This window comes from Nocardia sp. NPDC056000 (genome assembly GCF_042269265.1).
In the GTDB taxonomy this organism is placed as follows: domain Bacteria; phylum Actinomycetota; class Actinomycetes; order Mycobacteriales; family Mycobacteriaceae; genus Nocardia.
In genome coordinates, this window is the sequence record NZ_JBHJXS010000005.1 from 431,695 (window position 1) to 457,279 (window position 25,585).

Genomic DNA, 25,585 nt, shown 5'->3' on the forward strand with positions numbered 1-25,585 from the left:
TCGGTTCGCGGCGGGAATTGATCAACGGGGAAATGCGTATGATGCGATAAGCCGCCGTGATCGATAGGAAAACCGCATGGACCTGCGCGATTTGGATTTGCGCGATATCGAGATCTTTCTGACGCTGTCGGCGGAGCTGCATTTCGGCCGGACCGCGGAGCGATTGCATGTTTCGCAGGCCCGGGTCAGTCAGGTGATCGGGAAATTGGAGCGCCGTATCGGCGGCAAACTCTTCGAACGGTCAAGTCGCACAGTGAGATTGACCCCGATCGGGGTGCGGCTGCGGGACGATCTGCAAACCAATTATCGGGATCTGCGCGCGAGTCTGGGGCGGGCGTCGCGGGCGACTCGCTACGGCGATGCGGGCATTCTGCGGCTGGGGCTCACCAGCAGTGATCTCGAACAGGTGCGGCCGCTGCTGGACGCCTTCCAGTCGAAGTACCCCGATTGTCAGGTGCATCTCGAGCATATTCATTTCGGCAATCCCTTCGGCGCGCTGCGTGGGGACGAGATCGACGCATTGGTGAGCTGGCTGCCTATTCACGAGCCCGATCTGGTGGTGGGTCCAACGCTCTACGAGGAGCCGTTCGTACTGCTCGTCGGCGCGGATCATCCACTGGCACAGCGGGAATCGGCGTCCTACGAGGATCTGGCCGATTACGGCGTCTTCGGTGTGCCGCCATCGGACACGACGCCCCCTGATTACTGGGCCGCGGCGGCCGTCCCGTTCTTCACCCCCAGCGGCCGGCCCATCGCCCGCACCGCGCACGCCGCCAACTTCCAGGACTTGATCCTGCTGGTGGCGGCGGGTAAGGCGATCACCCCGGTACATGGGCACGCCGCCCGGTATTACGGCAGACCCGATGTCGCCTACATTCCGATGCCCGATGTTCCGCCCGCACGCTGGGCGCTGGTCTGGCGGCGATCCGGCGAAACCGATCTCGTCAGGGATCTGGCCGAGGTGTTCGCCACCGGTTATGTCCCCGATTCCGATGGTGATCCGATCGGGGCGCCGAACTAGGCCCGGCTACTTAACCTCCGCGAGCCAGTGCGCGATCTGTTCGCACACCCACAGCGGGTCATCGAGTGGCAGGTCATGGCCCGCATCGGGATGCAGCGCCAAGCTCGCACCGAAGCGGGCGGCGATTCGTTCCGACATGTGATAGTCCGCCAGTCGATCGCCCTTGGACGCAAGTACCAACAGCGGCAACGAGATTCGCGCGGGCAACCGGAACGTTGCAGCGGCGGCCACCTGCGCCAGCGCACTCGCGTTGAGCGGTGCGGCTTCCCGCTGATACTGCGCCCAGGTCAGTGCAAGGTCAGCCAACTCCGCTTTCGGTCGATTACTGGACACCGCCAGCGCTGCGGCCTCATGCGCCTCCAGGGACCGGAACTGCTTACCCGCCACCAGCGACACCAGCCCGGTCTTCATCTGATGTGGCCGGAATACCGCTGGTGCTCCGGTATTCACCACCACGCAGCGCTGAAAATCCTCCGGATATCGCTCCACCCAATTAAGGGCCATCATGCCGCCGAGGGAGATCCCCAGCAGCGACCACTCCTGGCCTCCGCGTTCGAACCGTCCTCGAATATCGTCGGTGATGGCCGACATGTTCCGCGGCGAGACGCGGCCATTCTGCGTCCCGAAACCTGGTGGATCGATCGTCACGACGCGCACCCCCAACCGTGCCGCCAACTCCTCGTCGAACCCGCCCCAATGCCGCTGATCCCGTGTAAGCCCCCGTAGCAGCAACCAATTCGTCATCGAATCCCTCTCCTCGCACCGCCATTTCGCGCAATCGTCCAGCCGCGCACGGATACGGTCAATGCCCCGAGCTGCCATTTCCCGCAGATCTGGGAAATTGCCCGGCCCTACGACATCGATGCAGGCAATCTGCCCAAACCTGCAGCTCGCGGCGGATATTCGAAGTCACTTCGGGGCGACGAGTTCCAGCGCGATGTTGTCCGGATCCCGGAACTCGAGGATATAGCTGACGCCGATGTCCTTGATGTCCTCGTGCGCCACACCGCAGGCGTCCAGATGCGCTGCGGCGGCCTCAAGTTCAGCCAGTGACCCGAGCGAGAACGCGAGGTGGTCCAGCCCGACGCGATTCTCGTCGAAGCGATCGGACGCCACCGGCCGCAGCCCGATCAATCCGTGTTGCATGCGGTAGATCACCCCGCCATCGAGAAAGCTCAGCCGCTGCCGCAGTTCCGCATCGGCGTCATCGGGAACCTCCAGCGCCACCGGCCATTCGAAGACTTTCTCGTAGAAGTCCCGCGATCGGTCGATATCGGACACCGTCAGCCGCAGGTGCGCGATGGATTCCGCAGAGATAGCCATGCGACCGATGTTTGCACACCATCGCCCTACCCGCCGGTTCGAGCCCGCGGGCCTGGACGGGGTGTGACGGAGGGGTTCGGGGCTCCGTCACACCCGCGATGAGATCGCGGCATCGTTGCCGCAAGATACCCTTGTCAACCTCGAATCTGCTTGTCGATCAAAGAGATTGGGTTCAAGCCGGGTGGCTGGTCACGTTGGGCTGAATCGTTCCGCCGTGCGCGAACACGATGGGGGCTATCAGCCCGCACGAGCCCTTGACGTTCTCGGGTGTGAACGTGACCAACGACTGAAATGCGCTGCCCCTGTTCACTTGCCAGCTCAGGGGGCTTGCCTGAGTGAGGGTGTATGAGCAGCTCGACGCGTTGACGGTGAGGCTGAGTGTGCCCACCGGCAGCGTTCCGGATACCGTCTCGCCGCCGGTCACGGTGAGTGTGGCCGGATGGACGGTGGCGGTGACCGTCGCGGATGCTCCGGACGGCAAGGTGCACTGTGAGAACGTGTACCCGGAGAAGGTTCCGATCGCGCCCGCGGAATTGGTCACGTTGGGCATCGATCCACTGAATGATGCTGTAGCGCAGGACAGTACGTCTGCATACCCGGCATTCTTGAACACCGGGTGGGGGCTTGAGCCGGTGAACGCACCGCCCGGTGCGGTACTGCCGGTGACGTTGTACAAGTAGGTGGTCGCGGCTGCCGGTGTGGTTCCGGCCGCCACCATTCCGGCGGTGGCGAGCGCGACGGCGGCGACTGAATAGGTGCTACGGAATCGGCGCAGGTGAGAACGCACGATGTCTCCTAGGGTTCGAAATATTCAACGAACCCAACGGTAGTGTCGCACAACACATTTCGATGGTGGCGAATCCCGCCACGATGGGGACCTGCGACGCCAAGCGGGGTTGCCGCTCGGCGCCGACAGCGAGTTATCAGTTGGAAGTCTCGAAGAGCTGTTCGCTGGGCGGCCCGGCCAGCAACTCGGCTCCCGCCTCGAAGGCCTCCCGCATGTGCGAGCTGACCAGATGCGCCTCGAATGCCGCACGGCTATCCCAGGTTTCGACGACTACCCAGCTCCCGAGCTCGGTCGGATGCTGATAGGGCTGGTAGTTCAGGCAGCCGGGCTCGGCCAGCGAAGGCTCGATCAGCGAGAGCGCCTGCGCGCGCACCAGCTCTTCCTTCCCCGGGCGAGCCTGCAACGTGGATACGGCGGTGACAGTCATGGGTGGGGTCAACCCGCCACAGCCGGAATCTCTTCCCGCCCCGGCTATCCCCGGCCGAGGTCGGCGAGAGTCCCGAGTTCGCCGGAGACCAGCTCGCCGAGCGTGGCGAAGAACGCCGCGATTCCGGGCAGATTCGGTCCTTTGGCCCGGGACGCCTGGAAGTCGGCCTCGGTCTGCCACTCGACGATGTCGAGCCATTGATCATCGGGGAGCCGAACGAGCCGTGCGCCGAGAAATCCCGCCCGGTCGGCTTGAAAATCGGCCAGCATGGCCGGACGAGCCGCCAGCATGGCATCGGTGTTCGCCGGGTCCACCCGGAATCGAGTCAGCTCCACTGCGTGCATCGCGTTCACTCCAATCGATCAGCGGTATCTACCCGCCGGCGCGTCCGGCGGATGTCAGACCACATATTCTTGTCCGATCCGCCCTTCAGAGGCGAACCGGTCCGCCCGGTGGTGGTGCCGTACGCCGAGGAGCCTCGCGGAGGACGGTTCAGTGGATCAGGGCACCGACTTTCTCAACCCGGTCCGCCAGCGGAACCGTCAACTCGAGCACCGGGATATCCCCGACCAGGTCGAGTTGGTCGGTGTAGACCAACTCCAGCAACGCATCGTTCATCGTGCGACGGAGGCCCAGCATTTCCGCCGCGGGCAGCATCCGCTCGGTCTCGGCGGTAATCGGCACGATCACCAGCAAATCCAGTGTGGCCAAGGCACTTCGAATCGCCGTGGCATCGATATCGGCCTCGATATCGACACCGCTCGCCGACAGATACGCCAGAAAATCCAGCGGCGTCCGATCGAAAACGGACCCATCGGGCTCCGAGTTCAGCAGCTGCACCGAGTACTCCAGTTGAGCCCGGTAATCCGAACGCGAGGGCGGAAACTCGAAGTCGTAACCGTCCTCCTCGAGCAGCACATACGGTTCCTCCACCGGCGTGAGATCCCCGAAGCGAGAACACAACTCCCGCACCAGCGTCGTCTTCCCGGTCCCGTGTGGCCCGGACACCCCGATACGCATTCGACTCCCTCGATTCGACCTGTCGGGCAGGTTCGGATGGTTCGCGCAGACGTCAACGGCCCGAGTTGCCTCGGGCCGTTGATTTCCGGACTATAGCGCTCCACCGCTAGCTCACCGAGGCGGCCAGCCGATCGGCATAGGGGGCGACGAACTTGCCGACGATCGGCATCTCCGCACGAACACCGCCGGTCTTATTCGCCTGCACCATCGACATGATCCAGACGACGAGGGTGAGAAGCGAGAGGACGAGGCTGACGAGGGAGAAGATGATGCCGATGGCCCCCAGCAGGGACCCGATGATGCTCAGGGCGATATTGGCCACCGAGACCGCGCCGAAGAAGACGATGGACTGTGCGGCATGGAATTTGACGTCGGAGTCGTTCTTGCCGATAAAGAGGAAGATGACTCCGGTGACCCAGCCCAATGCGTAGGACAGGATAGCGCTGGTCTTCTTGTCCAAGCCGGTGGACTGGGGCTGGTTTGCGGGGGGCTGTGAATATGTCATGGGATTAGTAAATGCGGGGTGCTCCACCTACCGATCCCAACTTTCGCCATGAACCGCAGGTCACGGACTTACGAGTGGGTGCGGCCGGATGGTCACGGATGGTTGTAGGCGGCATCGATTCCGCGAGTTGCGATCTCGATGGTCACGTCCAGCCCGATCTCGTAGATGATGACGCCGATCACGAGTGCCCACACGAAGTTCCGGCCACGCGTCACCGCTCGCCGACCGAGAAAATTGCAGGTCATCCCGGCGATGAGCCACCCTGCCCACAGACTCGCAAGTGCCGGTACCGATTTCGACGCACCCGTGGTCATCCGATGCCAGTCGCCGCCGCCGAAGATATTGGCCGAGTAGCTGGACATCACCGTCAGGGATAGGTCCGCGGTAAGCAGCGTGACCAGCAGGCCGAGGACTATCGAGGACACCGCGAAGGTGTTGGCGCGGGCGCGCTTGCGGTCGATCTGCTCGTAGTCGGCAGTCATATTCCGCAACCCCTGACCTGCACCAGGACGAGGAGGTTTCCAGCGCTGCGAGCAGCGGCCAGTTTCGCACGCATTTGCTCCCTGTTCGCGGTATACGCCAGCGGGCTGGGGTTGAAGTACACCGACGCACTGCAGCGATCAGGGCGCGACCCGGTCGCGGTCCGGATGTCCTCGACCGCGTCGGCTCGAACGCGATCAACCACGTGCAATGGAATCGTAGGCACCGACACCTCCGCCACCGGATCCGGATACGGTAGCGGCCCAGCGAAATACGCCAGACCATCGGGCAGATCGTCACCAGGTGACACAGCGATGACGCCGATTCTCTCGAACCCGGCGACAGTCACCTCTCCGGCGATCCGCACCGACTCCACCGGCCGCTCCTGCCACTGGTGAAATCGATGTATCCCGAACAGCGGAAGCCCCACCAACGCCGCAACCGCAACCGCACCCAGACTTACTTGCATCGCACGGCCACGAACCCGCTGAGTATCCATCATTGATCCCCTCCCGATCGCCGACAGTACCTTCGGATTCTGCGCACGAGGTACTTGCAAGCCCCGCGCCGGTCCAGTGGGCCCGTTCCCAAATGTGGTCGACACGGAGTGGACCGATCGGTTTGAATCGGGGGATGATGCGGATCCCGTTCGAGTTGGCACCGGTTGGCGAGGTGCATCCGTGGGGTGAGGAGCGGCGGCTGCATTGGTTCAACCTCACGCAGGGGTGGTATGGGCTCGAGGTTGATGACGTCGAATTGCTTACCTATACCGAGGAGAGTCAGGCGCTGACCTGCGGTGCGGATTCGACGGTGCCGCGGTGCGTGGACTACTTCGTGGTGCGGTTCTGGGAGGACCTGCTTGCGGCCATACCCTCGGTGCTGGAGCCGGTGCCGGGGGATCTGGTGGAGTTCTTCAGCACAGACAGCGGCGGATGGGCCGATATCGGATCCTTGGACGCCGATCTGATCGATGCCGCCTATGAGGAGCATCGGCTGCGCGGAGTCGACACCGGATATCTGCAGTACGGTCCGCATTTTCAGTTCTGTCGCACCATCGAGCCCGAGGACCGGATCATCGTGTCGTGGCTGTTTCCGATCGACCCGGACGGCGTAATCGCCTTCACTGCAACACCATCGGGGCGTACCACAGTTACAACCGATGAATTCATCTCTGCTGTCATAGATTTCGACGCTCAATTGATGAAATCCATGCAGGACCGCGTGGATCAGTTGGTCGCCACCGGCGCCCCAGCTGGAATGACGCTCGATGTCGCGAACTTGACCTGGCAACAGGCGACACGCCGAAACGCACTGTCGGAAAAGCTTGCACTAGAAGCCAATACGAACTGGGACGCCGTGCGGGCCGGTGCGGCGATCCTGGCACCCGCTCGTCCGAGACGGTGATCCGGCCGCAGCGATTTGCCGCAGGCGGTTGATCAAGCCCTACGCAAGGAGCGACCGATGAGGACTTTCAGGGCGAGGGAGAAAACCGGGTTGGTGAGCAGGGCCAGTGGGGCGAGGCGGATGGTGGGGAAGCCGGTGGGGGCTGCGGCGATGGTGTAGGTGACGGCGCTGCGGGTGGGGGAGAGGTCTTCGATGGTGAGGCGTTCGGCTATGGCTCGCATGCCGGGGACGGGGAGTTCGCCTATGAAGAAGGCCATTTCGCGGTTGGGGTCGGTGCGGGTGACGAATTCGTTGCTCAGGAGCAGGGGGCCGAGGGTGAGGCGGCGGCGGGAGCCGGGGCCGTGTGGGGCGGGGGTTTCCCAGCGAGCGGTGACGGCGGGGAGCCAGTCGAAGGTTTCCACCTCTTGCCAGAGGCGGGTGGCGGGGACGTCGAATTCGGCTCTGCCGCGCACGATTATGGGTGCGCGTTCGTAGAAGTCCGAGGACGGTTCGACGATTTCGGGGTGAAAGACCATGGGGTGGAGCCCTTTCGGGTGAGGTCAGGTTTCCGGAGTGGTGATCAGGCGATGGAAAGCCTCGACCACCTGATCGTGGTAGGTGCGCATGACGGTCTCGACCAGGGACAGGTCGGGTAGATCGATGGCATCGCCGGTGATCTGGAGTTCCTGGAGGGTGCGGCCGATCACGACATGCGCTGCGGGTTCGAGGGGTTCGTAGAACGCCTGGGCCGCTTCGGGCATGGTGATCAGGAGTTCGCCGACGGTATTGAACAGGCTCAGGCTGCCGATACTGCCCAGGGCCGCGAAGGTGCAGCGCAGCATGTGCAGTTCGGCCGCCATGATGTCGGTCAGGGTGGCCTGCGGGTCGTCTACGAGCATCTCCATGCGGTCCAGCGCCTGGGTGGCGGGGGAGATGTCGTAGTGGCGCGGGTTTTCGACGAACGCGTGTACCGCCTGCATGACGAGTATGTGGTCGACGTCGATGATGTCGGCGAACAGGCGCGAGGCCTGCTCCGGAATGCGGTGGGCAAATCGGAACAGATAGCGCCAGGTATCGATGCCGCCGTAGAGGTGGATATCGCGCACGATGTAGCCGAGACCGCGCCGGGGTTCGGCGAAGCCGAGGGCGGCGAGTCTGCCCAGAGCGCTATTGGCGGTAGGCGCGCTGGCGGAGAATTCCACGGCCAGTTGGCGAACCGAGGGGAGTAGTTCGCCGGGCCGGTAGATCCCCGCGGCGATGCGGTAGGCGAGTTGATCGGTGATCTCGTCCACGATCGTCGGCCGCGCCTGAGTGGCTCGAACCCCCTGCGGGGAAGGGCTTTTCGAGCGCGGCGCGACCGGATGCACAGTGTTCCCGCTCGTCCGGCCGCGCACTGGCATGGCGGTGTTCCCCCGGCCGCTATGCGCCCGCGACAAGGCGGGTCGGTTTGGCGGGAACATCCGCCTGCGGCGTCTCGTAGCTGTAATCGTCGAGCGGGAACCTGCGGTGCCCGCGGCTGGCCTCGAAGAAACCCGACGGACGCACATAGGTGCTGTCCCCCTGCGAGTTTCGGTAGTACGTCGGGGTGTGCGCATTGAGCTCGTTGAAGTAGAAGCGGATCGGCTCCGCACGCCGGAAGATCTCGGCGTGATAGGCGTCGAGCGCTTCCTTGCGCACCTCAACGACTTTCGCGCGCCGCCGCAGTCCTTCCTTGATGGCCCGCACCGCGTGATCGGCGGTCATCTCCACGAAGGAATGCCAGCCCGATCCGGTCCACGAGTACGGCCCGACCAGCGTCCAGCGATTGGGCAGCCCGGGCACCGACACACTCTCGTACGCCTGCATGCCGTTCTCGGTCCAGAACTTGCCGAGGTCGAATCCATCGCGGCCCACTATGGTTCCGGGCCGATAGGTCTCGGGATCGGAGAACACCTCGTAGCCCGTCGCCAGCACGATCATGTCGAACTCGTGCTCGACGCCGTCGCGAGTCTTGATACCGGTGGCGGTGATCTCCTCGATCGGTTCGGTCACCAGATCGACATTGTCGCGGTTGTACGCCTTGAGATATCCATTGGACATGGTGGGCCGCTTGGCAAGCGGGCCGAAATCCGGCGTCAGCTGCGCGCGGGTCTGCGGATCCTTGACCACCAACCGCAGGAATCGCTGATAGGCCGCGATGGTGGAACGGTCGAACCAGGTCATGGCCGTCTTGGCGGTGTCGGTCGGCACCGCGATAGCACCGCGCAGCACCAGATCCACCACCACCAGTACGACTCCGTGCAGCGCCGCCTGCAATCCGGGCACCGCGAGCAGGCGCTGCCCGATGCGCGGCATCGTGAAATCGGGTTTGGGCAGCGACCACACCGGGGTGCGCTGGAAGACGGTCAACTCGGCCACCTCGGGCGCGATCGCCGGAATGATCTGCACCGCACTGGCTCCGGTGCCGATGATCCCGACCCGCTTACCGCGATGATCCCAGCTGTGGTCCCAGCTCGACGGCCGCTGATACTTGCCCTGGAAGTTCAACCGGCCCGGGATGCCCGCCTCTTCCTTGGGTCGCACGAACGCACCGACAGCGCTGATCAGGAACCGCGCGGAAATGATCTCCCCGGAGTCGGTGATCAGTTTCCAGTAGTTGTGGGCGTCGTCCCATTCCTCGCGGGCGACATTGGTGTTGAAGCGCAGATGCTCATAGAGCCCGAATCGCCGCGCGACCTCCTGGTGATACTTCTCCACCTCCGCGCCGTAGGGGAACACCCGGCTCCAGTCCGCGTTGCGAGCGAACGAGAATTGATAGGCGACCGCCGGAATATCCACGCCCAGACCGGGATAGGTGTTCTCATGCCAGCTGCCGCCGACATCATCGGCGCGCTCGATGACGACGAAATCGCGCAGTCCGGCCTGCTTGAGTTTCACCGCCGCGGCGAGCCCACCGGGGCCCGCGCCGATGACGGCGATCTGGAAATCGGGTTCGGTCTTGGGAGCCGGTCTCGCCTGACGGCCTTTGGCTTTGGATGCGGGCATCTCGAATGTCCTTCTGGTGCGGAGGGTGTCAGCGACGAACGGCCACGGTGAGCATGTCGGGCCACGGACGGCTGTAGAAGGGCCGCCGCACCGGATGCTGTTCGACCAGTTCGAATCCGGCGATGGTGATCAGATCGACCATCTGCTGCGGCGAGGGCGCGGCGGCCGGACTGAACCGGGTGCCGGTGAGCCGTTGCGCGGGCGCGGCCCACCGGGCGCGCAGGTTGATCGCGTTGATGGCGAGCAGCCCGCCGGGTTTGAGCACCCGATGGAACTCCGCCAGGGCGAGCGGCTGATTGAAGAAGTGGAACGCGGTGGTGGTGATGACCGCGTCCACCGATGCATCGGCCAGGCCGAGCTGTTCGGCGGGCTCATTGCGCCACTGCACCAGCTGGCTGCGCTCGCGGGCGCGGGCCAGCATGCCGGGTGACATATCGATCCCGTACACGGCGTCCGGCCGCAGTTCCTCGGCGATGCGTGCAGTGAGAATGCCGGTCCCGCAACCGATATCGACGATATGGCGGGAGCCCTGCCGCCGCAGCAGGTCGAGGATCTCATCCTGCGGCGGTTGGTAGACGACCCGTTGCAGGGTGCGCTGGTCGTAGGCGCGCGAAGCCACGGAGAAGAAGGCGGCGATGGTGCGATTGAGCCCGCGCCGCGAGTCCAGCGCCACCGAACTCGCGAGTGGAGCGGTGGAATCAGCCGGGATGGATGCGTTCACAGTGAGTTCTCCTGGTCGGCGACGATGGTCGCGGTGGTCCGGCGGGGCGCATTGCTCAATCCGCGTCGCCCGGGCACCGCGCGCAGCAGCTTCCCGGCGCCGTCGGAGTCGGCCAGGCCGCGTCCGAGTTTCTCGATTTCGGGTCCGGTGGCGACCCGCATGATGGCCCGATGCGCGGTGGGCGAGAGCCGGGACAGGCCATAGGAAAGCCACGCCTCGGCCCGAATCGGCTTGATCGCCTGATTGCGCTTGATGGCCGAGACGATATGCCGCCCCGCCTTGTCCGGATCCATGGCCACCAGCGCCATACCGCGCGCCACGGCCTCCTTGACCACATCGGCCTGGCCATCGGAAATCGTTGCCATTTCCGCGGTTTCAGCGAGATTCGTGGCGATCAAGCCGGGGCACACCGCGGTGACCCCGATCCCGTACTGCGCGAACTCCGCGCGCACGCAATCGCTGAAATGCTTCACCGCCGCCTTGGATACGCAGTACGGCGTCCCCAGCCGATACGGTGCGAACGCGCCCATCGAGGCGATATTCACCAGATGCCCGCCCCGGCCGTGCTCGACCATGCGCTCACCGAAGATGCGGCAGCCGTGGATCATCGCCATGGTGTTCACGGCCATAATGCGTTCGAAGTCCGCGAGCGGGACATCCAGAATCGGCCCGCCCACCAGAATGCCCGCATTGTTGACCACTACGGTCGGAACCCCGTGCTCGGCCGATACGGTGTCGGCGAACGCCTCCAGCGCCTCGGTATCGGAGACATCGATCCGATACGCCGTGGCCTGCCCCCCATTGGCCCGAATCCCCGCGACGGTCTGCTCCGCACCCGCGATATCCAGATCCGCCACAATGACTTTCGCGCCCTCGGCCGCGAGCGCATTGGCGGTGCCCCGCCCGATCCCGCTGCCCGCCCCGGTGACGACGGCTACCGCCGATCGCAGATTCCTCATGATGTCCTCCCGGTGGTCAGGGCATCGCCCGCCACTGAATCCATTTCCGCATAACCCGTTTCAGCCGGATTGCCGACATCCTTCGATCCGATCCTGGACACCAGCGCGGCCGCCCGTGCGGTGGCGTCCGGCCGGTCCAGGAACGCGCGCCCGAGTCGTTCCAACTCCGGCCCCATGGCGGTGCGAACCACTCCGCGCCACAGCCCCGGAGCCAAACGCCCCGCCGCCTGGAAGACATAGGCTTCCGGCCGGATCGGCCGCACCGGCAGATTCCGGCGCATGGCGTCCACGACAATGCGCCCGGCCTTGTCCGGATGCATGCCGAGCTGGGCCATGACCCGCCGCGTCGCGACCTTGCCGATATCGGCCTGCTCGGTATTGATACTCGACACCGTGGCCGTATCGGCGAGATTGGTGGCGATCAGCCCGGGGCAGATGGTGGTGACGCCGATCCGATGTTGAGCGAACTCCGCACGCAGGCAATCCCCGAAATGCTTCACCGCGTACTTGCCCACGCTGTATCCGCTGGTGAATCGGGCCGGTCCGAAGGCGGCCAGCGAAGCCACATTCGCGAGCTGCCCGCCGCGGCCGCGCTCGACCATCTGCGCGCCGAAGATCCTGCAGCCGTGGATCATCGCCATCATGTTGATGTCGATAATGCGCTGGAAGTCCGAGTCGGGGGTGTCCAGGAACGGTCCGCCGACGAAGATGCCCGCATTGTTGAGCACCGCATCGGGCACCCCGTGCTCGGCCGCTACGCGCGCACCGAAATCCTCGAGCGCCGGGGTATCGGAGACATCGACGGTGTAGGCCACCGCCGCGCCACCGGCGGCCTCGATGATCGCCACCGTCTCGGCGGCGTGTTCGGGATTGATGTCGGCGACAACGACTTTCGCTCCGAGAGCGGCGAAGGCTTTGGCGGTGCCACGCCCGATACCGCTGCCCGCCCCGGTGACCACGGCGAGTTCGGGATAGAAGGGTTTGCTCATACCGCACCGCCGACCTTGGTGTTCAGCGAACCGTCGGCGGTGTCGACACCGTGGCCCGCCCGGAACGGAAGACGCTCCACGAGTTGGCCTGCGCGTGCGATGGCTTGCGGTCCGGCGACGGTATCGCGGAGCTTGCGGATATCGCGCCGTCCTGCCTGGGTCATGGCGAAGCGCACCAGGCCGGGGGCGAAACGCGTTAGCTGGCGGGCGATTCGGGCCTCGGGGCGGATCGGTTCGACGGCGATATTGCGGCGGATGGCATTGACGATGCTCTGGCCCGCCTTGTCCGGATGCTGTCCGAGCAGTGCCTGTCCCTTGAGCATGAGCGTGCGGGTCAGCTCGGACTGTTCGGCGTCGAGGATGCCGTCGGCCTTCATGCTGTTGGACAGATTGGTGGCGATCAGACCGGGGCAGATGGCGGTGACGCCGATATCGTGCGCGGCGAATTCGGCGCGGATGCAATCGCTGAAATGCTTCACCGCGTACTTGCTGATGCTGTACGGCCCGGTATAGGGCGCGGCGGCGAATGCGGCCATCGAGGAGATGTTGACCAGGTGGCCGCCGCGTCCGCGCTCAACCATTTGCGCGCCGAAGACGCGGCAGCCGTGGATCATCGCCATCAGGTTGATATCGGTGATGCGCTCGAAGTCCCGCAGCGGCACATCGATCAGCGGTCCGCCCACCAGGATGCCCGCATTGTTGACCACCACATCGGGGACGCCATGCTCGGTGCGCACCTGTTCGGCGAATGCTTCCAGTGCCGGGGTGTCGGCGACATCGAGCCGGTAGGGATGGGCGACCCCACCCAGCCGTCGAATCTCCAGTGCGGCGTCGCGCGCGGAGTCGAGGTCGATATCGGCGACGATCACACCCGCACCGCATTCGGCCAGGGCCTTGGCGGTGCCGCGCCCGATGCCGCTGCCCGCGCCGGTGACGACGGCAAGGCCGGGATAGAACGGTTTCTTGGACATTGTTTCTCCGTACGAGATTTCAGGCGGCGCTGGACCGCGACTGAATGGCGTTGGCGTCCAGGCGTTCCCGCACGAACTCGCCGATGACCCCGATGGCCTGGCGCGCGTCGGGAAGGAGGTCCGCACCCGCCTGGAAGACATGGATTGCCTTGTCCCAGACCTGCATTCGGCACGGCACGCCCGCGGCCTCGCAGCGCTCGGCGAGCTGATGGGCGTCGGCCAGCAGTACTTCGGTGGAACCGACCTGAATCAGCGCCGGCGGCATCCCCGCGAAATCGTGATTGACCGCGGACCAGTCCGGATCGAGCACGCCGTCCCGGAGCAGTCCGAGCTGGGCGGGCGTATCGAGCGCCTTGGCCCCGAGCATCGGATCGAGCGGATCGTTCGGATGGGCATAGCGCAGCGCCGAATCGTAATTGGCCCAAGGCGCGATGCCCACGACACCGGCGGGCGTCGGCAGCTTGCGATCGCGGATCGCGAGCGTGGTGCGGAAGGCCAGGCCGCCGCCGGCGGAATCACCCGCGACGATTACCCGATCGGACGGAAAGCCCTGTGCCAGAAGATATTCGTACGCGTCGACGCAGTCCTCGAGGGTGTCGGTGACATGCGCCTTGGGCAACTGCCGGTAGTCGACCTGAAAGACCGGCACCCCGGCGGCTTTCGCGATCCGCGAGACCAGGCGGCGGTGTGTATTGAGTCCGCACGCGACCAGTCCGCCGCCGTGGAAGTACAGAATCGCGGCGTCCGGCGTGGTCTCGGGATCGAAAGTGTCCCGCTGCCATACCCATTCGGCGCGGAATCGCGGAAAAGCGATGCGGCGCAAGCGAGTACCGCGAATCGGGACCAGTGGCGCGGCCAGCGGGTCGAGCAGGTTGGAGATGTGGAATATCCGGGCTCCACGGACCGGGATTCCGCGCCAGGCGCATCCGACTATGAGGTTCATGCCCTGTCTGAGTAGGGCATAGGACAGCGGATGCGCGATTCGCAGTACCCAGCTGGCGCGGCGTGGATATTCGATCGTCACGGTCGAGGGCGTTTTTCGGGCCTGAACCCGGGCCTGCGGCTCGGTCAGCATGATGCGACTCCTTCTCAACGGCGACTCTGCCGTTGTCTGCGCTGTGCAACACAGTATATGGTGTCTCAGACAACAACAAGACTTGTCTCTTGAATGACCTTGTTCAGCACCGAAAACGCATGCGCTCGGATGCGATCCAGCCATGCCGAGATGGCCAGAAATGATCACTGCATGGCCATTCATGCAGTTGAACAAGTTTTCCAGACAAGACTTGTGAAGTGTTGTCCATGCTGTGTAACACAGCGTACATTGGCTGGGACAGTAGCACGATGATGTGCGAATTCGAACTGAGGTAGACATGGCCAAATTCGAGAACAAGCTGGTAATCATCACGGGGGCGGGCAGCGGCATCGGCCGTGCCACCGCCAAACGCTTCGCCGCGCAGGGCGCGCGAGTGATCGTGAGCGACCTCAACCCCGACACCGCAAAGGACACCGTCGATCAGATCGCCGCGCTGGGCGGTGCGGCCTTCCCGTACGCGGTGAACGTCTCGGATGTGACGGCCATGGAGAACTTCGCCGCGAGCGTGCACGATGCGCACGGCGCACCCGCCGTCGTGGTCAACAATGCCGGTTTCACCACCGCCGGACCGTTTCTCAAGCACACCGTGCAGGACTGGGACCGGATCATGGGCGTGAATTTCTGGGGCGTGGTGCACGGCTCCCGCCTGTTCGGTCGCCAGATGATCGAATCCGGCGGTGGCGGACGGATTTTGAACGTCACCTCCCCGGCCGCGGTGCTGCCGATCCCGCTCTCGACCGCCTACTGCACCAGCAAGGCCGCCGCGCAGATGTTCACCGAATGTCTGCGCTTGGAATTCGCCGGAACCGGGGTCGGTGTCACCGCGGTATTGCCGGCGTTCATCAATACCGGCTTCTACCCGAATGCCCAGGTGGTCGAGACCGAGGGCAAGTCGGTCGAACGCGGTAAGAACATCTCGGTCCTGGCCGCACAGCTGATCGCGCGCAGCCCGGAAACGGTGGCGCGCAATATCGTTCGCATCGCCGGTCGCAATCCGGCCATCGCCCCGACGCCGTTCGAATCCCGGCTCGCCTGCACCAGCGGTCGCGTCTCCCCGGCGGGCGCACGCCTGGCCGCTCGCATGATGGATATCGACGGTCTGGTCGGCATGGTCGACCGGGTCCTGCCCACGGCCCTGGTCCAACGGCTCGAGGACGCCGCCGCTCGCGCGGTCGCGAAGTCTTGATCACCGTTTCCGGCACAGGAGTTTTGAGCATGTCGAGCAGTACCATCGAGCCCACGGGCGAGACCACCGCGGTCCGGCCCGATTACGAAGTCATCATCGTCGGCGCGGGATTCGGCGGCATCGCCGCGGCGATCGAATTGCGCGAGGCCGGGATTCACGATTTCGTCATGCTGGAAAAGCACGACGGCATCGGCGGCACCTGGTACATCAACACCTATCCCGGTATCGCCGTGGACATTCCGGCGGTGTTCTACAGCCTGTCCAAGATGCCGTTCACCAGTTCCTCGCGATTCTTCCCGCCGGGTCATGAGATTCAGCGGTACATCGAGCGTGTGGTGGACGCGTACGGGCTGCGCAAGAAGATCCGCCTGAACACCACCATCGAATCGGCCCGCTGGGATGAGCAGAACCATCTGTGGCGTGGCACGCTCGCCTCGGGTGAGGAGATCACCGCACGCTATGTGATCGGCGCGCTCGGCCTGCTCGAAGTGGCGAAACTGCCCGATATTCCGGGCATCGACACCTTCGCCGGGCATAAGGTGCACACCGCCCGCTGGGACCACGACTACGACTACACCGGTAAGCGGATCGCCATCATCGGCACCGGAGCCACAGCGCTGCAATTGATTCCGGAGATGGCCAAGGTCGCCTCGCATCTGACGGTGTTCCAGCGGACCCCGATCTGGTTGGCCCCCAAACCCGATTTCCGCATCGACTGGGGCCTGGACCGGGTGCTGAGCGGGGTCAAGCCGGTGCGGGCAGCGGTGCGCGGCGCGATCGCCTCCGGTATCGATATGGGACTCATCGGCGGGCTGCTGTCACTGCGCCGCATGCCCAAGGCCATGCCGTATGTTACCAGGGCGGGCGGGGCCATGTACAAACTGTGGCTGCGCGATGAGGAGCTGGCCGAAAAGCTCACGCCCACTTACGCTCCCGGTTGCAAGCGGCCGTCGATGTCGAACGAGTACTTCAAGACCTTCAAGCAGAAGGATCGGGTCTCGCTCATCACCGATGCGATCGAGGAGATCACCGAGAAGGGCGTGCGCACGGCCGACGGTGTCGAGCACGAGATCGACGTGCTGGTGTGCGCCACCGGATTCCGGGTCTGCGAGCGCGGATTCGCGCCCGCGTTCCATGTGTACGGCGAGACCGGCGAAGAGCTCGGCGACTATTGGCATGAGCATCGCTATCACGCCTATCAGGGTGTGAGCGTGCCGCAGTGGCCGAATCTGTTCATGGTCGGCTGTGGTCCGAACTCGATCATTCCCAGCTCGATCCTGGTGACCATCGAGAACACCGCCGCCCACGCCCGCCGCGCGATCGTGGAGACCCGCAGGCGCGGCGCCACCAAGGTCGATGTGAACCGGCAGGCATACGAGGACTGGGCCAAGTTCTGCACCGACCGCACCGAGGGCTCGATGTGGGTCTCGGCCCCGTGTGCGGGCTCGAACACCTACTACGTGAACTACCAGGGCGAGCTGGCGATCCGCCCGACCACCGGGCTCAACCAGTGGTGGGGCAACCGGCATTTCCCATTCCGGCACTACACCTTCAGCACGCGGCCCGCGCTGATCAACGCCCGCACTCGGGAACCCGAGCTCGCCATGACCTGAGTTCGATCAGCTCCCGTACCGCGCCGATGCCCGCGCAAGCGGGCATCTCTTTTAGCCGAAATCAACTGTGACGCAAGCCCTATCGCACGACAAGAAGTGATGCGAGTAACCCCGGGGGAGTGGGATGGCAATGACGAGCACAACCGAGAAGCCGCCCGGCAGACCGAGTCTGGCGCGAGTCGCCCGGCGCAATGTCGCCGATACCGGTCTGTCCGCCGCGCGCACCTTCGGGCGCGTGGTGGCCATGGCGCTCGAGGCGGTCATCGGGGCGGTGTCCGATCTGCTGACCGGACGCTTCCAATGGCGTGAAACCCTGCGCCAGTGCTGGTATCTCGTCACCGTCACCGCCATTCCCGCGGTGCTCATGGCGGTGCCGTTCGGGGTGGTGGTCACGGTGCAGGTGGGCAATCTGATTCATCAGGTCGGGGCGGATTCACTACTGGGCGCGGCCGGTGGCATGGGGGTCATTCAGCAGGGCGCGCCAATGGCCACGGGGCTGCTGCTCGGTGGTGCGGGCACCGCGACCATTGCCGCCGATCTCGGCGCGCGCAAAATACGCGAGGAGATCGACGCGCTGGACACCATGGGCATCAGTCCGTTGCACCGCTTGGTGATTCCGCGCATGGTGGCCATGCTCCTGGTCGCGCCGCTGCTCAATATCCTGATCATGTTCACCGGTGTGGTCGCCGGATACGCCATGGCCACCGGCGTGCAGGGCGTCACCCCCGGCAGCTACTGGGGCAGCTTCGGGGCGTTCGCGTCGATGAACGACATCTACATCTCCATGGTCAAGGCCGCGCTGTTCGGTTTCATCGTGGTGATCGTGGCCTGCCAGCGCGGCCTGGAGGCCAAGGGCGGACCGCGCGGGGTCGCGGACGGGGTCAATGCCTCGGTGGTGCTGGCGGTGCTGGCCATCGCCGTGGTCAATGTCGGGATTACTCAGCTGACCACCATGTTCCTACCGGTCAGGATCGCGTGATGGCCGCGCCGTACGTCCCGCTCGGCCTGGGCCGGGTGTATCGGGTCGTGCGGGAGAAGAGCATCTTCGCCCCGATCGATTCGCTCGGGTTCATTCTCGGCTTCATCTGGCAGGTGTTTGCCTCGATTCCGCTGGCGCTGCGCAAGTATCGCGCGCAGACCATGCGCATGATCACCGATCTGACCTGGGGCCGGGGTTCGGTCATCGTCGGTGGCGGCACGGTGCCGGTGCTGGTGGTGCTCGGCATCGCCATGGGCGGCGGGGTCGCGATCGGTGCGGTGCCGGTGCTGAACATGCTCGGTATGGGGCCGATGGTCGGGGTGGTGTCGGCGTTCGCCAATACCCGCGAACTCGCGCCGATCGCGGCGGCGATCGGATTCGCCGCGCAGGCGGGCTGCCGGATGACCGCCGAAATCGGATCCATGCGCATCTCGGAGGAGATCGACGCCATCGAATCGCTGGGGCTGAAATCGGTTCCGTTCGTGGTGACCACGCGATTGATCGCGGGAGCGGTGACGGTGGTGCCGACATTCCTGGTGGCGCTGCTGCTGTCCTACCTGTCGTGTTCGGCGGTGACGCTGGTGGTGCACGGTCAATCCAGCGGTGTGTACGACCACTACTTCTTCCAGTTCGTGAACGGCTTCGACATCATCGCGGCGGTGATCAAAGTGCTGATCTTCAGTGCGGCGGTCATCCTGATCCATTGCTATCAGGGCTTTTTCGCCACCGGCGGGCCCGAAGGCGTGGGTATCGCATCGGGGCGGGCGGTGCGGGCCAGTTTCATCGCCATCATCACCCTGGACATGGTGCTCACGATCCTGCTGTGGGGTCTGAACTCGCCGATCGTGATCACGGGGTAGCGCGATGCCGTCATACGGAATGCCAGGTGTCACCACGGGTCCGCGCTTTTCGCGAGTGGCGGGGTTGATCGCGGTGGTGGTGGTCGTTGTGCTCGTCATCGGATGGAATGCGACCGCCGGGCTGCGCACCTCGGACGATATGCGAATTCAGTTGCGTACCAACGGTATCGGCGACGGAGTGATTCCCGGAGCCGAGGTACGCCTGAACGGGGTCAAGGTCGGGCGGATCGAGCAGATCGCCGGTCAGCCCAATGGGCAGCAACTCATCACGTTATCGCTGCAACCCGCCGAATTATTCGGTCTCACCAATAGTTTCGACATCGACTACGCGCCGTCGAACCTGTTCGGCATCAGCGAACTCACCCTCAAGCGGCGCGATGGCGGAACCCCTTTGCGCGGAAACGAATTGGTGGATCTCACCGCCGCGAACCGGGTGCACGACGTGACGATGGGTAATCTGCTGCGCCAGCTGTCGAACACCTCGAGCGAGGTGTTGACCCCGCAGCTGACCGAACTACTCACCAAGGCGGGCGCGGATATCGCCGCGTTCACCCCGCTCATTCAAACCATGGTGACGGTGGGCAGAGCCGTGGCCGATACCCAGCGGTATCCGTCCTCGTTCCTGATCGCGCAGTTCGCCTCATTCCTCAATGGCACAGGCATTTTCGCCGAGAACACGGTCAAACTCGTGAACGAGGTCTATCAGATGCAGGCGCTGCGCGATCCACGCTTCGACGTCGGTGTCGGACTGGTGGTCGATCAGCTCTTCCCGATGATCGCGGATCTGGGCTGGACGGCGAAGGGCAATCTGAACGGCTGGACCGACGGGCTCGGCGTGGTGGTGGGTCAGCTCGCGCAGATGGTGCCGACACCCGCGCAGAGCAGCGCCGATCTCTCGGAGTTGCTGGCGCGGTTGAACTCCTCGTTCCGCGATACGCCGAACGGTCCCGAACTCGGGCTCGACGTGGTGTTGCGCGGTGTGCCCGCGGTGGCGGTGCCGCTGCTGGGTGGCGCGCCGTTGCCCGGTGCGGTCTCGGAGGGGCAGCGATGAGGAAGCCGAAGACCTCGATTGCCGGAATCGCTGTGCGCTTCGGTGTTTTCGCGGCCGTCATGCTCGTACTGCTGGTCGGCATCGTGACGGCCATCCAGCGACCGGTGGCCGGTGGCACCCGCGGTTTCGGGGCGCTGTTCACCGACGTCAGTGGGCTGCGGGTCGGTTCGGACGTGCGCATGTACGGGGTGGCCGTGGGCAAGGTGTCCGCCATCGACCTGGTCGGGTCCAACGCCAAGGTCCGTTTCAGCGTGCAGCGGGATCGCCCGGTCTACGACACCAGCCGGTTGGCCATCCGCTATCAGAACCTGACCGGGCAGCGCTATATCGATATCCAGCAGCCGGATAGAGCGGGCTCCCCGGCGGCGGCCGACACGGTCATCGGACTCGAGCACACCAGCGGATCCTTCGATATCACCGCGCTTTTCAACGGTATGGAACCGGTGCTCAAGGAATTCTCGCCCGAGGCGGTGAATCAGCTGGCGGTCAATGCCCGCGCGGTGCTCGAAGGTGACGGCAGCCGGGTCGGGGCGACATTGGACGCGGTCGGGGTGCTCAGCGCGTATGCCACCGATCGCCAGGCGGTGATCTCGGTGCTGCTGCACAACTTCAGTCAGATCGCCGATCAGATCGGCGGCAAGTCGCCCGAAGCGGGCATGCTCATCGACGGCATCTCGACCGTATTCGTCAGTCTGCAAAAGCAATTCGACGGATTGATGGACGCGGTCGATGTCGCGCCACCGATTCTGGGCGCGCTGAACAGCCTGCTCGCATCGCTGGGTTTCACCCATCCCGACAACCCGGACCTCGATGCCGATCTGCGGCGGTTGTTCCCGGATCCGCAGAACCTGCTCGATGTGATGGGGCGGCTGCCCGCCTTCCTGCAATCGCTGGCCGCGGCCATTCCGTCCGGGACCGGCGTCAACCTCACCTGTTCACACGGTCAGGCCGAACTGCCCGCGGTGGCGAACATTCTGATCTCGGGCCAAAGGATCGCGGTATGCAAGAACGGTTGAGGCGCGGGAGCATTCGCTTCAAGGATTTCGTGCTCGGCAATGATCGGCACGAGGCGGTGGCCTCGCGTCGGCAGCTGGTGCTCGGGCTCGGCGGTATGGCCGTGGTCGTGGTGCTCATGATCGCCAGCGCCATCATCTATTTCATCCCGCTCGGAAAGAACACCTACACCGCCGATCTCACCGAGGCGGGCAGTGTGAAGGTCGGCGATGAGGTGCGGATCGCGGGCATCACCGTGGGTTCGGTGACCGGGATGGAGTTGCTCGACGATTCGGTGCGCATGACGTTCACGGTCGAGAACAAGATCTTCGTCGGTGATCAGACCACCCTGGACATTCGGATGCTCACCGCGATCGGCGGCCACTATGTGGCCGTCTTCTCCTCGGGCAGGAATGCGTTGCGCAGCAGAGCGATTCCGCCCGACCATGTCACACTGCCGTACAGCCTGGCCAAGGCCATGCAGGATTCGGCGCAACCGCTGGCCACCATCGACGGCGGCACCCTGCGCGCCAATCTCACCGCGCTCGCGGGCGCGCTCGAGAAGAGCCCGGGCTCGATCGGTCAGATGACCGATGCCATGGCGGCTTTCGTCGATGTGGTGAACCGGCAGAACACCGAGGTCAATCGGGCGCTCGATGTCGCCGACGAATACATCGGGCTGCTCGGGGACTACCGCAAGGCGATCGGGGCCATGCTCACCAAGATCGGTGCGATGGAGACCACGGTGCTCGGCCGCCGTGCCGATGTGGAGAACGCCTTGCGCATTGTCACCGAACTGCTGTCGCGCATCGCGGCCATCGAACCGGCGTATCGCACTCACCTGGAGCCGTTGCTGGACAAGCTTTTCGAGACCAAGCCGTCACTGGAACAGCTCGGGCAGCGGCTCGGGGTGGTGATCGATTCGCTCAATCAGCTCGGCACCCGGATACAGGGGTTGCAGGGTCCGCACGGGGGGATTGCGATTGATCAATCGGGACAGGGCATTTCGGCTTCATCGCTCTGCATTCCGGTGCCGGGGAGGGATTGCTGATGTTGCGCACCTTCGTCGCCTCCCGCGCCTTCGTCTCGCTCATGGCCGGGGTGCTCGCGGTGATCGTGGCCGCCGTCGGCGCGGTCTACTTCCTGCAACCGAACAAGAAGATGATCGCCTACTGCGCGATCATGCCCGACGGGATCGGGCTGTACCGCGGCAACGACGTCAAGATGCGCGGGATGAAGGTCGGCTCGGTGACCGATCTGCGGCCCGAGGGCACCGGGGTCCGAGTCGATTTCGAGGTCGAGGCCGCGCATCCGCTGCGCGGGGAGGCCAGCGCCACCACGGTGTCGGACAGTATCGTCGCCGACCGCACCCTGGCGGTGTTCGGCACCAAGGGCCCGGAGTGGAAGAACTCGGACTGCATCACGAAAACCGTTACGCCCAAGAGCCTTACGCAGACCTTCAGTGCCATGTCGAAGGTCGCCGATGAGCTGCGGGGCGGTGATGATCCGGCGCAACAGGATCGGATCAAACAGGCGATCACGCTGTTCGATCGGGCCACCGCGGGCACCGGCCCAAAGATCAACGACATCATCACCCAGTTGGCGGCGGCACTGCGAAGCCCGGACGCCGCGGTCAGCCATATCGGTTCGCTGATCGACAAACTCAACGAGTTGATCGCCAGCGTCGCCAATAACTGGGGCGATCTGCGGCAGATGCTCGACGGGTTCGCGCCGATCCTGCAAACGGTCAATGACGTGTGGGATCAGGTGACCGAGCTGGTGAATTCCATTGTCACCATTCTGCCCTGGCTCAACGATGTCACCACGAAGTACGGCGGGCCGATACTGCAACTGCTGGATTCGTCGGTGCCGCTGGTGCATCTGCTCGGCGCGAATGTCGGTGGCCTGCAACAGCTCGTGTCGATGGTGCCCTCGATCGCCGGAATGTTCCGCACCGCGACCGATCCGCAGACCGGCGCCATCGGGGTGAGCTGGGCCGCGCCCCGGGTGGCGCTGCCCGCGCAACAGGCCGAGCAGGTGTGCGCCGCGCTCAATGTGGTCGCGCCGGGGCGCTGCGGCGGGACCCAGGACGGTATGACCTCGGTGGATCTGGTGCCTCTGATTCTCGGATCGGTAGGTGTGCGATGACAATTCGTGCGAATTCGGGGCGGTGGCGGCGGGTGCTCGCCGCGGCGGCCGTGACGCAGGCGGCGCTGGTGGGGGTGGTCGGATGCGGAGTCGATCCCGCGCGGTTCACGCTGCCCGGGGCCGGGATATCGGGGCAGACCTATCGAATCGATATCCGGTTCAGCAGTGCGCTGAACCTGCCCTCGGGTGCGAAGGTGGTGGCCAACGGTGCGCGGATCGGGCAGCTGAACAAGATCACGATTGCCGATCCGACCGCCACCGGTCCCGGGTCCGCGACGGCGGAAGTCGATATCCAGCAATCGATCTCATTGCCTGCGGAGACGCGCGCACAGCTGCGGCAGGACACCATTCTGGGCGACATCTACATCTCACTGGACACCAATGTCGCGGGTGCGGCCGGTACGTTGCGGCCGGGGGACACCATTCCGGTACAGCACACCGTGCCCGCCTTGCAGATCGAGGACGTCATCTCCGGCCTGGCCACCTTCGTCTCCGGTGGGGCGCTGCGCTCGGCGCAAGACATTGTCGACCAACTCAATTCGGCGCTGCCGCAGGATCCGGCGGAGACCGCGCGCATCGCCGGGGTGCTCAAGGACGACCTCATCGACGTCTCACAGCACCTGGATCAATCCGACGCGTTTTTGACCGGTATCCAGTCGAATGTCGCTGCCATTCAGAACAATCGGGAGGCGCTGAACGTGCTGCTCACCCCGCAGGGCGCACAGGACATCACCAAGCTCGCACAGACGCTGATCCACACCATCGGCATTATCGGCGCGATCGGCGGTATCGCGCACGCGCTGATCTGGCTCACGCCGCTGGTACAGGCGGGCAATGCGGCCGCCACGGCGTTCGTGCCGCTGGTATTGAATGCCGGGCGGCCGTTGAACCTGGATGCTCCCTCCAACCTGAATCAGCTGACAGATCTCCTGCGCGACAAGCTGATTCCCTTCTTCGACCATGGACCCAAGGTCGCCGTCAACGGGCTGTCGGTGCAGGGCGATGCGGGTGCGCCCGTCATCTCCACCGATCAGCAGGTGGCCAATATGATCGCGACCCTGCGCATGATCGGAATGGTCCGATGAGAGCACGCATGGGTTCGGTGCTGTCGCTGGGTGCGATCGCGGTGATCTTCGTGGTCGGCAGCGTCTACCTGACCTTCGGGATAGCGCGGGTCAACCTGTTCCAGAAGTACATCAGCGCCTCGATGGAGGTGAGCGATGCCGCCAATCTGGTGCCGCGGTCACCGATCCTGCTGTCCGGCTTACGGGTTGGCGAGGTCACGGACGTCAAGAACTCGGCCAACGGAGTGCGGGTGAACTTCCGGGTCGAGCGGGAGTACCGGATACCGGTGGCCAGCATCGTCACCATCGAATACCTGTCCGCGCTCGGTGAGCCGTATCTGGAATTCCAGCCGCAGCGGGCGGGAGCGCCGTACCTGGAAGACGGGGCGCAGGTGAACGCCAAATCGATCAAGATGCCGGTCTCGATTCCGGAGATGGCCAATACCGTCACCCAGCTGCTGGAGCAGTTCGATCCGCAGTCCATCAGTTCGCTGGTGAACACCTTCTCGCAGTCGCTGACGGGTACCGATGCGGTGCTGCCGGATCTGATCCGAGCCTCGAATCTGTTGTCCGCCACACTGCTCAGCCGCGCGCCGCAGCTGCGGGACATTCTGCAGAACGCGCAGGTGCCCGGGCCCGATGTGGCCAAGGCCGGTTCGGATATGGCGACCGCCGGACCGAAGTGGGGTGAATTCGGGGTCAAGGTGCAGAGTGTCGTGAAGTCGCTGGAGACGCTGCTGAACGCGCGCCAGGTGCCCGAGGCGTACACCACCGGCGACGGTCTGCTGGTGTTCCTGCCCAAGCTCACCGAATATCTGCGCACCATCGGTCCCGATCTCGGGGCGGCCTATCCCGCTGTCGCGCCGCTGCTTTCGCAGGCGTCGAGTTCGCTGCCGGGAATCGATCTGTCCGCGTTGATCGCACAGGCCCTGCAATCGGTGAAGCCGGATGGCGGCGTCCGGCTGCAAATCCAAGTCAAATAGCT

The 25,585-nt window shown here is 64.6% G+C and carries 28 protein-coding genes; 12 read left to right on the forward strand and 16 right to left on the reverse strand.

The genetic code is table 11. From position 1 onward, the window contains the following. Positions 1-76: 76 nt before the first annotated feature. Positions 77-1,021: a LysR family transcriptional regulator gene (locus ACFC4D_RS17745; protein ID WP_376064573.1), complete on the forward strand. Its 945-nt coding sequence runs from the start codon at positions 77-79 to the stop codon at positions 1,019-1,021. Between the two features lie 6 nt (positions 1,022-1,027). Here the strand turns inward: ACFC4D_RS17745 and ACFC4D_RS17750 are convergent, their stop codons facing one another. The 8 genes from ACFC4D_RS17750 to ACFC4D_RS17785 form a co-directional block, all read right to left on the reverse strand. Further along, positions 1,028-1,765 (reverse strand): alpha/beta fold hydrolase, encoded by a 738-nt coding sequence (locus tag ACFC4D_RS17750; protein WP_376064576.1) that lies wholly within the window; start codon positions 1,763-1,765, stop codon positions 1,028-1,030. A 165-nt stretch (positions 1,766-1,930) separates the two neighbouring features. Continuing rightward, positions 1,931-2,344, reverse strand: a complete 414-nt coding sequence (locus ACFC4D_RS17755) for a VOC family protein (RefSeq protein WP_376064577.1) — start codon at positions 2,342-2,344, stop codon at positions 1,931-1,933. 172 nt (positions 2,345-2,516) lie between these two features. After that, positions 2,517-3,131 (reverse strand): hypothetical protein, encoded by a 615-nt coding sequence (locus ACFC4D_RS17760; RefSeq protein WP_376064580.1) that lies wholly within the window; start codon positions 3,129-3,131, stop codon positions 2,517-2,519. Positions 3,132-3,267: 136 nt separating this feature from the next. Continuing rightward, a complete protein-coding gene (locus tag ACFC4D_RS17765; RefSeq protein ID WP_376064583.1) occupies positions 3,268-3,558 on the reverse strand; it encodes a putative quinol monooxygenase in 291 nt (96 codons plus the stop codon). A 44-nt stretch (positions 3,559-3,602) separates the two neighbouring features. Next, the gene (locus ACFC4D_RS17770; RefSeq protein WP_375958722.1) at positions 3,603-3,902 is read right to left on the reverse strand and encodes an antibiotic biosynthesis monooxygenase family protein; all 300 of its coding nucleotides are present in this window, start codon (positions 3,900-3,902) and stop codon (positions 3,603-3,605) included. A 148-nt stretch (positions 3,903-4,050) separates the two neighbouring features. Next, complete coding sequence (locus tag ACFC4D_RS17775; RefSeq protein ID WP_376064584.1) at positions 4,051-4,578, reverse strand: AAA family ATPase; 528 nt, start codon at positions 4,576-4,578, stop codon at positions 4,051-4,053. Between the two features lie 106 nt (positions 4,579-4,684). Beyond that, positions 4,685-5,083 (reverse strand): DUF4870 domain-containing protein, encoded by a 399-nt coding sequence (locus ACFC4D_RS17780; RefSeq protein ID WP_364648799.1) that lies wholly within the window; start codon positions 5,081-5,083, stop codon positions 4,685-4,687. Positions 5,084-5,175: 92 nt separating this feature from the next. Beyond that, entirely contained in the window at positions 5,176-5,565 is a 390-nt protein-coding gene (locus ACFC4D_RS17785; protein ID WP_376064586.1) for a hypothetical protein, read from the reverse strand. A gap of 631 nt (positions 5,566-6,196) precedes the next feature. Between ACFC4D_RS17785 and ACFC4D_RS17790 the strand changes: the two genes are divergently transcribed. Further along, positions 6,197-6,967, forward strand: a complete 771-nt coding sequence (locus tag ACFC4D_RS17790) for a DUF5984 family protein (RefSeq protein ID WP_376064588.1) — start codon at positions 6,197-6,199, stop codon at positions 6,965-6,967. A gap of 32 nt (positions 6,968-6,999) precedes the next feature. Here the strand turns inward: ACFC4D_RS17790 and ACFC4D_RS17795 are convergent, their stop codons facing one another. The 8 genes from ACFC4D_RS17795 to ACFC4D_RS17830 form a co-directional block, all read right to left on the reverse strand. Beyond that, positions 7,000-7,482, reverse strand: a complete 483-nt coding sequence (locus ACFC4D_RS17795; protein ID WP_376064590.1) for a hypothetical protein — start codon at positions 7,480-7,482, stop codon at positions 7,000-7,002. A 24-nt stretch (positions 7,483-7,506) separates the two neighbouring features. Then, entirely contained in the window at positions 7,507-8,238 is a 732-nt protein-coding gene (locus tag ACFC4D_RS17800; protein ID WP_376064592.1) for a GntR family transcriptional regulator, read from the reverse strand. Between the two features lie 127 nt (positions 8,239-8,365). Further along, positions 8,366-9,970: a flavin-containing monooxygenase gene (locus ACFC4D_RS17805; protein WP_376064594.1), complete on the reverse strand. Its 1,605-nt coding sequence runs from the start codon at positions 9,968-9,970 to the stop codon at positions 8,366-8,368. 28 nt (positions 9,971-9,998) lie between these two features. Beyond that, positions 9,999-10,691: a methyltransferase domain-containing protein gene (locus ACFC4D_RS17810; protein WP_376064597.1), complete on the reverse strand. Its 693-nt coding sequence runs from the start codon at positions 10,689-10,691 to the stop codon at positions 9,999-10,001. Further along, positions 10,688-11,650: an SDR family NAD(P)-dependent oxidoreductase gene (locus ACFC4D_RS17815; RefSeq protein ID WP_376064598.1), complete on the reverse strand. Its 963-nt coding sequence runs from the start codon at positions 11,648-11,650 to the stop codon at positions 10,688-10,690. The genes ACFC4D_RS17810 and ACFC4D_RS17815 overlap by 4 nt, the downstream gene beginning before the upstream one ends. After that, positions 11,647-12,639, reverse strand: coding sequence for an SDR family NAD(P)-dependent oxidoreductase (locus ACFC4D_RS17820; protein WP_376064600.1), 993 nt, complete (start codon positions 12,637-12,639; stop codon positions 11,647-11,649). The genes ACFC4D_RS17815 and ACFC4D_RS17820 overlap by 4 nt, the downstream gene beginning before the upstream one ends. Then, positions 12,636-13,610: an SDR family NAD(P)-dependent oxidoreductase gene (locus ACFC4D_RS17825; protein ID WP_376064602.1), complete on the reverse strand. Its 975-nt coding sequence runs from the start codon at positions 13,608-13,610 to the stop codon at positions 12,636-12,638. The genes ACFC4D_RS17820 and ACFC4D_RS17825 overlap by 4 nt, the downstream gene beginning before the upstream one ends. Positions 13,611-13,629: 19 nt before the next feature. Beyond that, on the reverse strand, positions 13,630-14,685 hold the full coding sequence (locus ACFC4D_RS17830; RefSeq protein WP_376064605.1) for an alpha/beta hydrolase: 1,056 nt from the start codon (positions 14,683-14,685) through the stop codon (positions 13,630-13,632). Positions 14,686-14,983: 298 nt separating this feature from the next. Between ACFC4D_RS17830 and ACFC4D_RS17835 the strand changes: the two genes are divergently transcribed. From ACFC4D_RS17835 to ACFC4D_RS17880, 10 genes are all read left to right on the forward strand, one after another. After that, positions 14,984-15,892 (forward strand): SDR family NAD(P)-dependent oxidoreductase, encoded by a 909-nt coding sequence (locus tag ACFC4D_RS17835; RefSeq protein WP_376064607.1) that lies wholly within the window; start codon positions 14,984-14,986, stop codon positions 15,890-15,892. Positions 15,893-15,921: 29 nt separating this feature from the next. Continuing rightward, positions 15,922-17,505, forward strand: coding sequence for a flavin-containing monooxygenase (locus ACFC4D_RS17840; RefSeq protein ID WP_376064610.1), 1,584 nt, complete (start codon positions 15,922-15,924; stop codon positions 17,503-17,505). Between the two features lie 130 nt (positions 17,506-17,635). After that, positions 17,636-18,484, forward strand: coding sequence for an MlaE family ABC transporter permease (locus tag ACFC4D_RS17845; protein ID WP_376064613.1), 849 nt, complete (start codon positions 17,636-17,638; stop codon positions 18,482-18,484). Continuing rightward, complete coding sequence (locus ACFC4D_RS17850; protein ID WP_364648834.1) at positions 18,481-19,344, forward strand: ABC transporter permease; 864 nt, start codon at positions 18,481-18,483, stop codon at positions 19,342-19,344. The genes ACFC4D_RS17845 and ACFC4D_RS17850 overlap by 4 nt, the downstream gene beginning before the upstream one ends. 4 nt (positions 19,345-19,348) lie before the next feature. Further along, positions 19,349-20,395 (forward strand): Mce family protein, encoded by a 1,047-nt coding sequence (locus tag ACFC4D_RS17855; protein ID WP_376064614.1) that lies wholly within the window; start codon positions 19,349-19,351, stop codon positions 20,393-20,395. Then, complete coding sequence (locus ACFC4D_RS17860; RefSeq protein ID WP_376064615.1) at positions 20,392-21,411, forward strand: MlaD family protein; 1,020 nt, start codon at positions 20,392-20,394, stop codon at positions 21,409-21,411. Before ACFC4D_RS17855 ends, ACFC4D_RS17860 begins: the two co-directional genes overlap by 4 nt. Continuing rightward, on the forward strand, positions 21,396-22,439 hold the full coding sequence (locus ACFC4D_RS17865; protein WP_376064617.1) for an MlaD family protein: 1,044 nt from the start codon (positions 21,396-21,398) through the stop codon (positions 22,437-22,439). The genes ACFC4D_RS17860 and ACFC4D_RS17865 overlap by 16 nt, the downstream gene beginning before the upstream one ends. Continuing rightward, entirely contained in the window at positions 22,439-23,536 is a 1,098-nt protein-coding gene (locus tag ACFC4D_RS17870) for an MlaD family protein (protein ID WP_376064619.1), read from the forward strand. Before ACFC4D_RS17865 ends, ACFC4D_RS17870 begins: the two co-directional genes overlap by 1 nt. Then, entirely contained in the window at positions 23,533-24,621 is a 1,089-nt protein-coding gene (locus tag ACFC4D_RS17875) for an MlaD family protein (protein ID WP_376064620.1), read from the forward strand. Before ACFC4D_RS17870 ends, ACFC4D_RS17875 begins: the two co-directional genes overlap by 4 nt. Then, a complete protein-coding gene (locus ACFC4D_RS17880; RefSeq protein WP_376064623.1) occupies positions 24,618-25,583 on the forward strand; it encodes an MlaD family protein in 966 nt (321 codons plus the stop codon). The genes ACFC4D_RS17875 and ACFC4D_RS17880 overlap by 4 nt, the downstream gene beginning before the upstream one ends. The last annotated feature ends 2 nt before the right edge of the window (positions 25,584-25,585 follow it).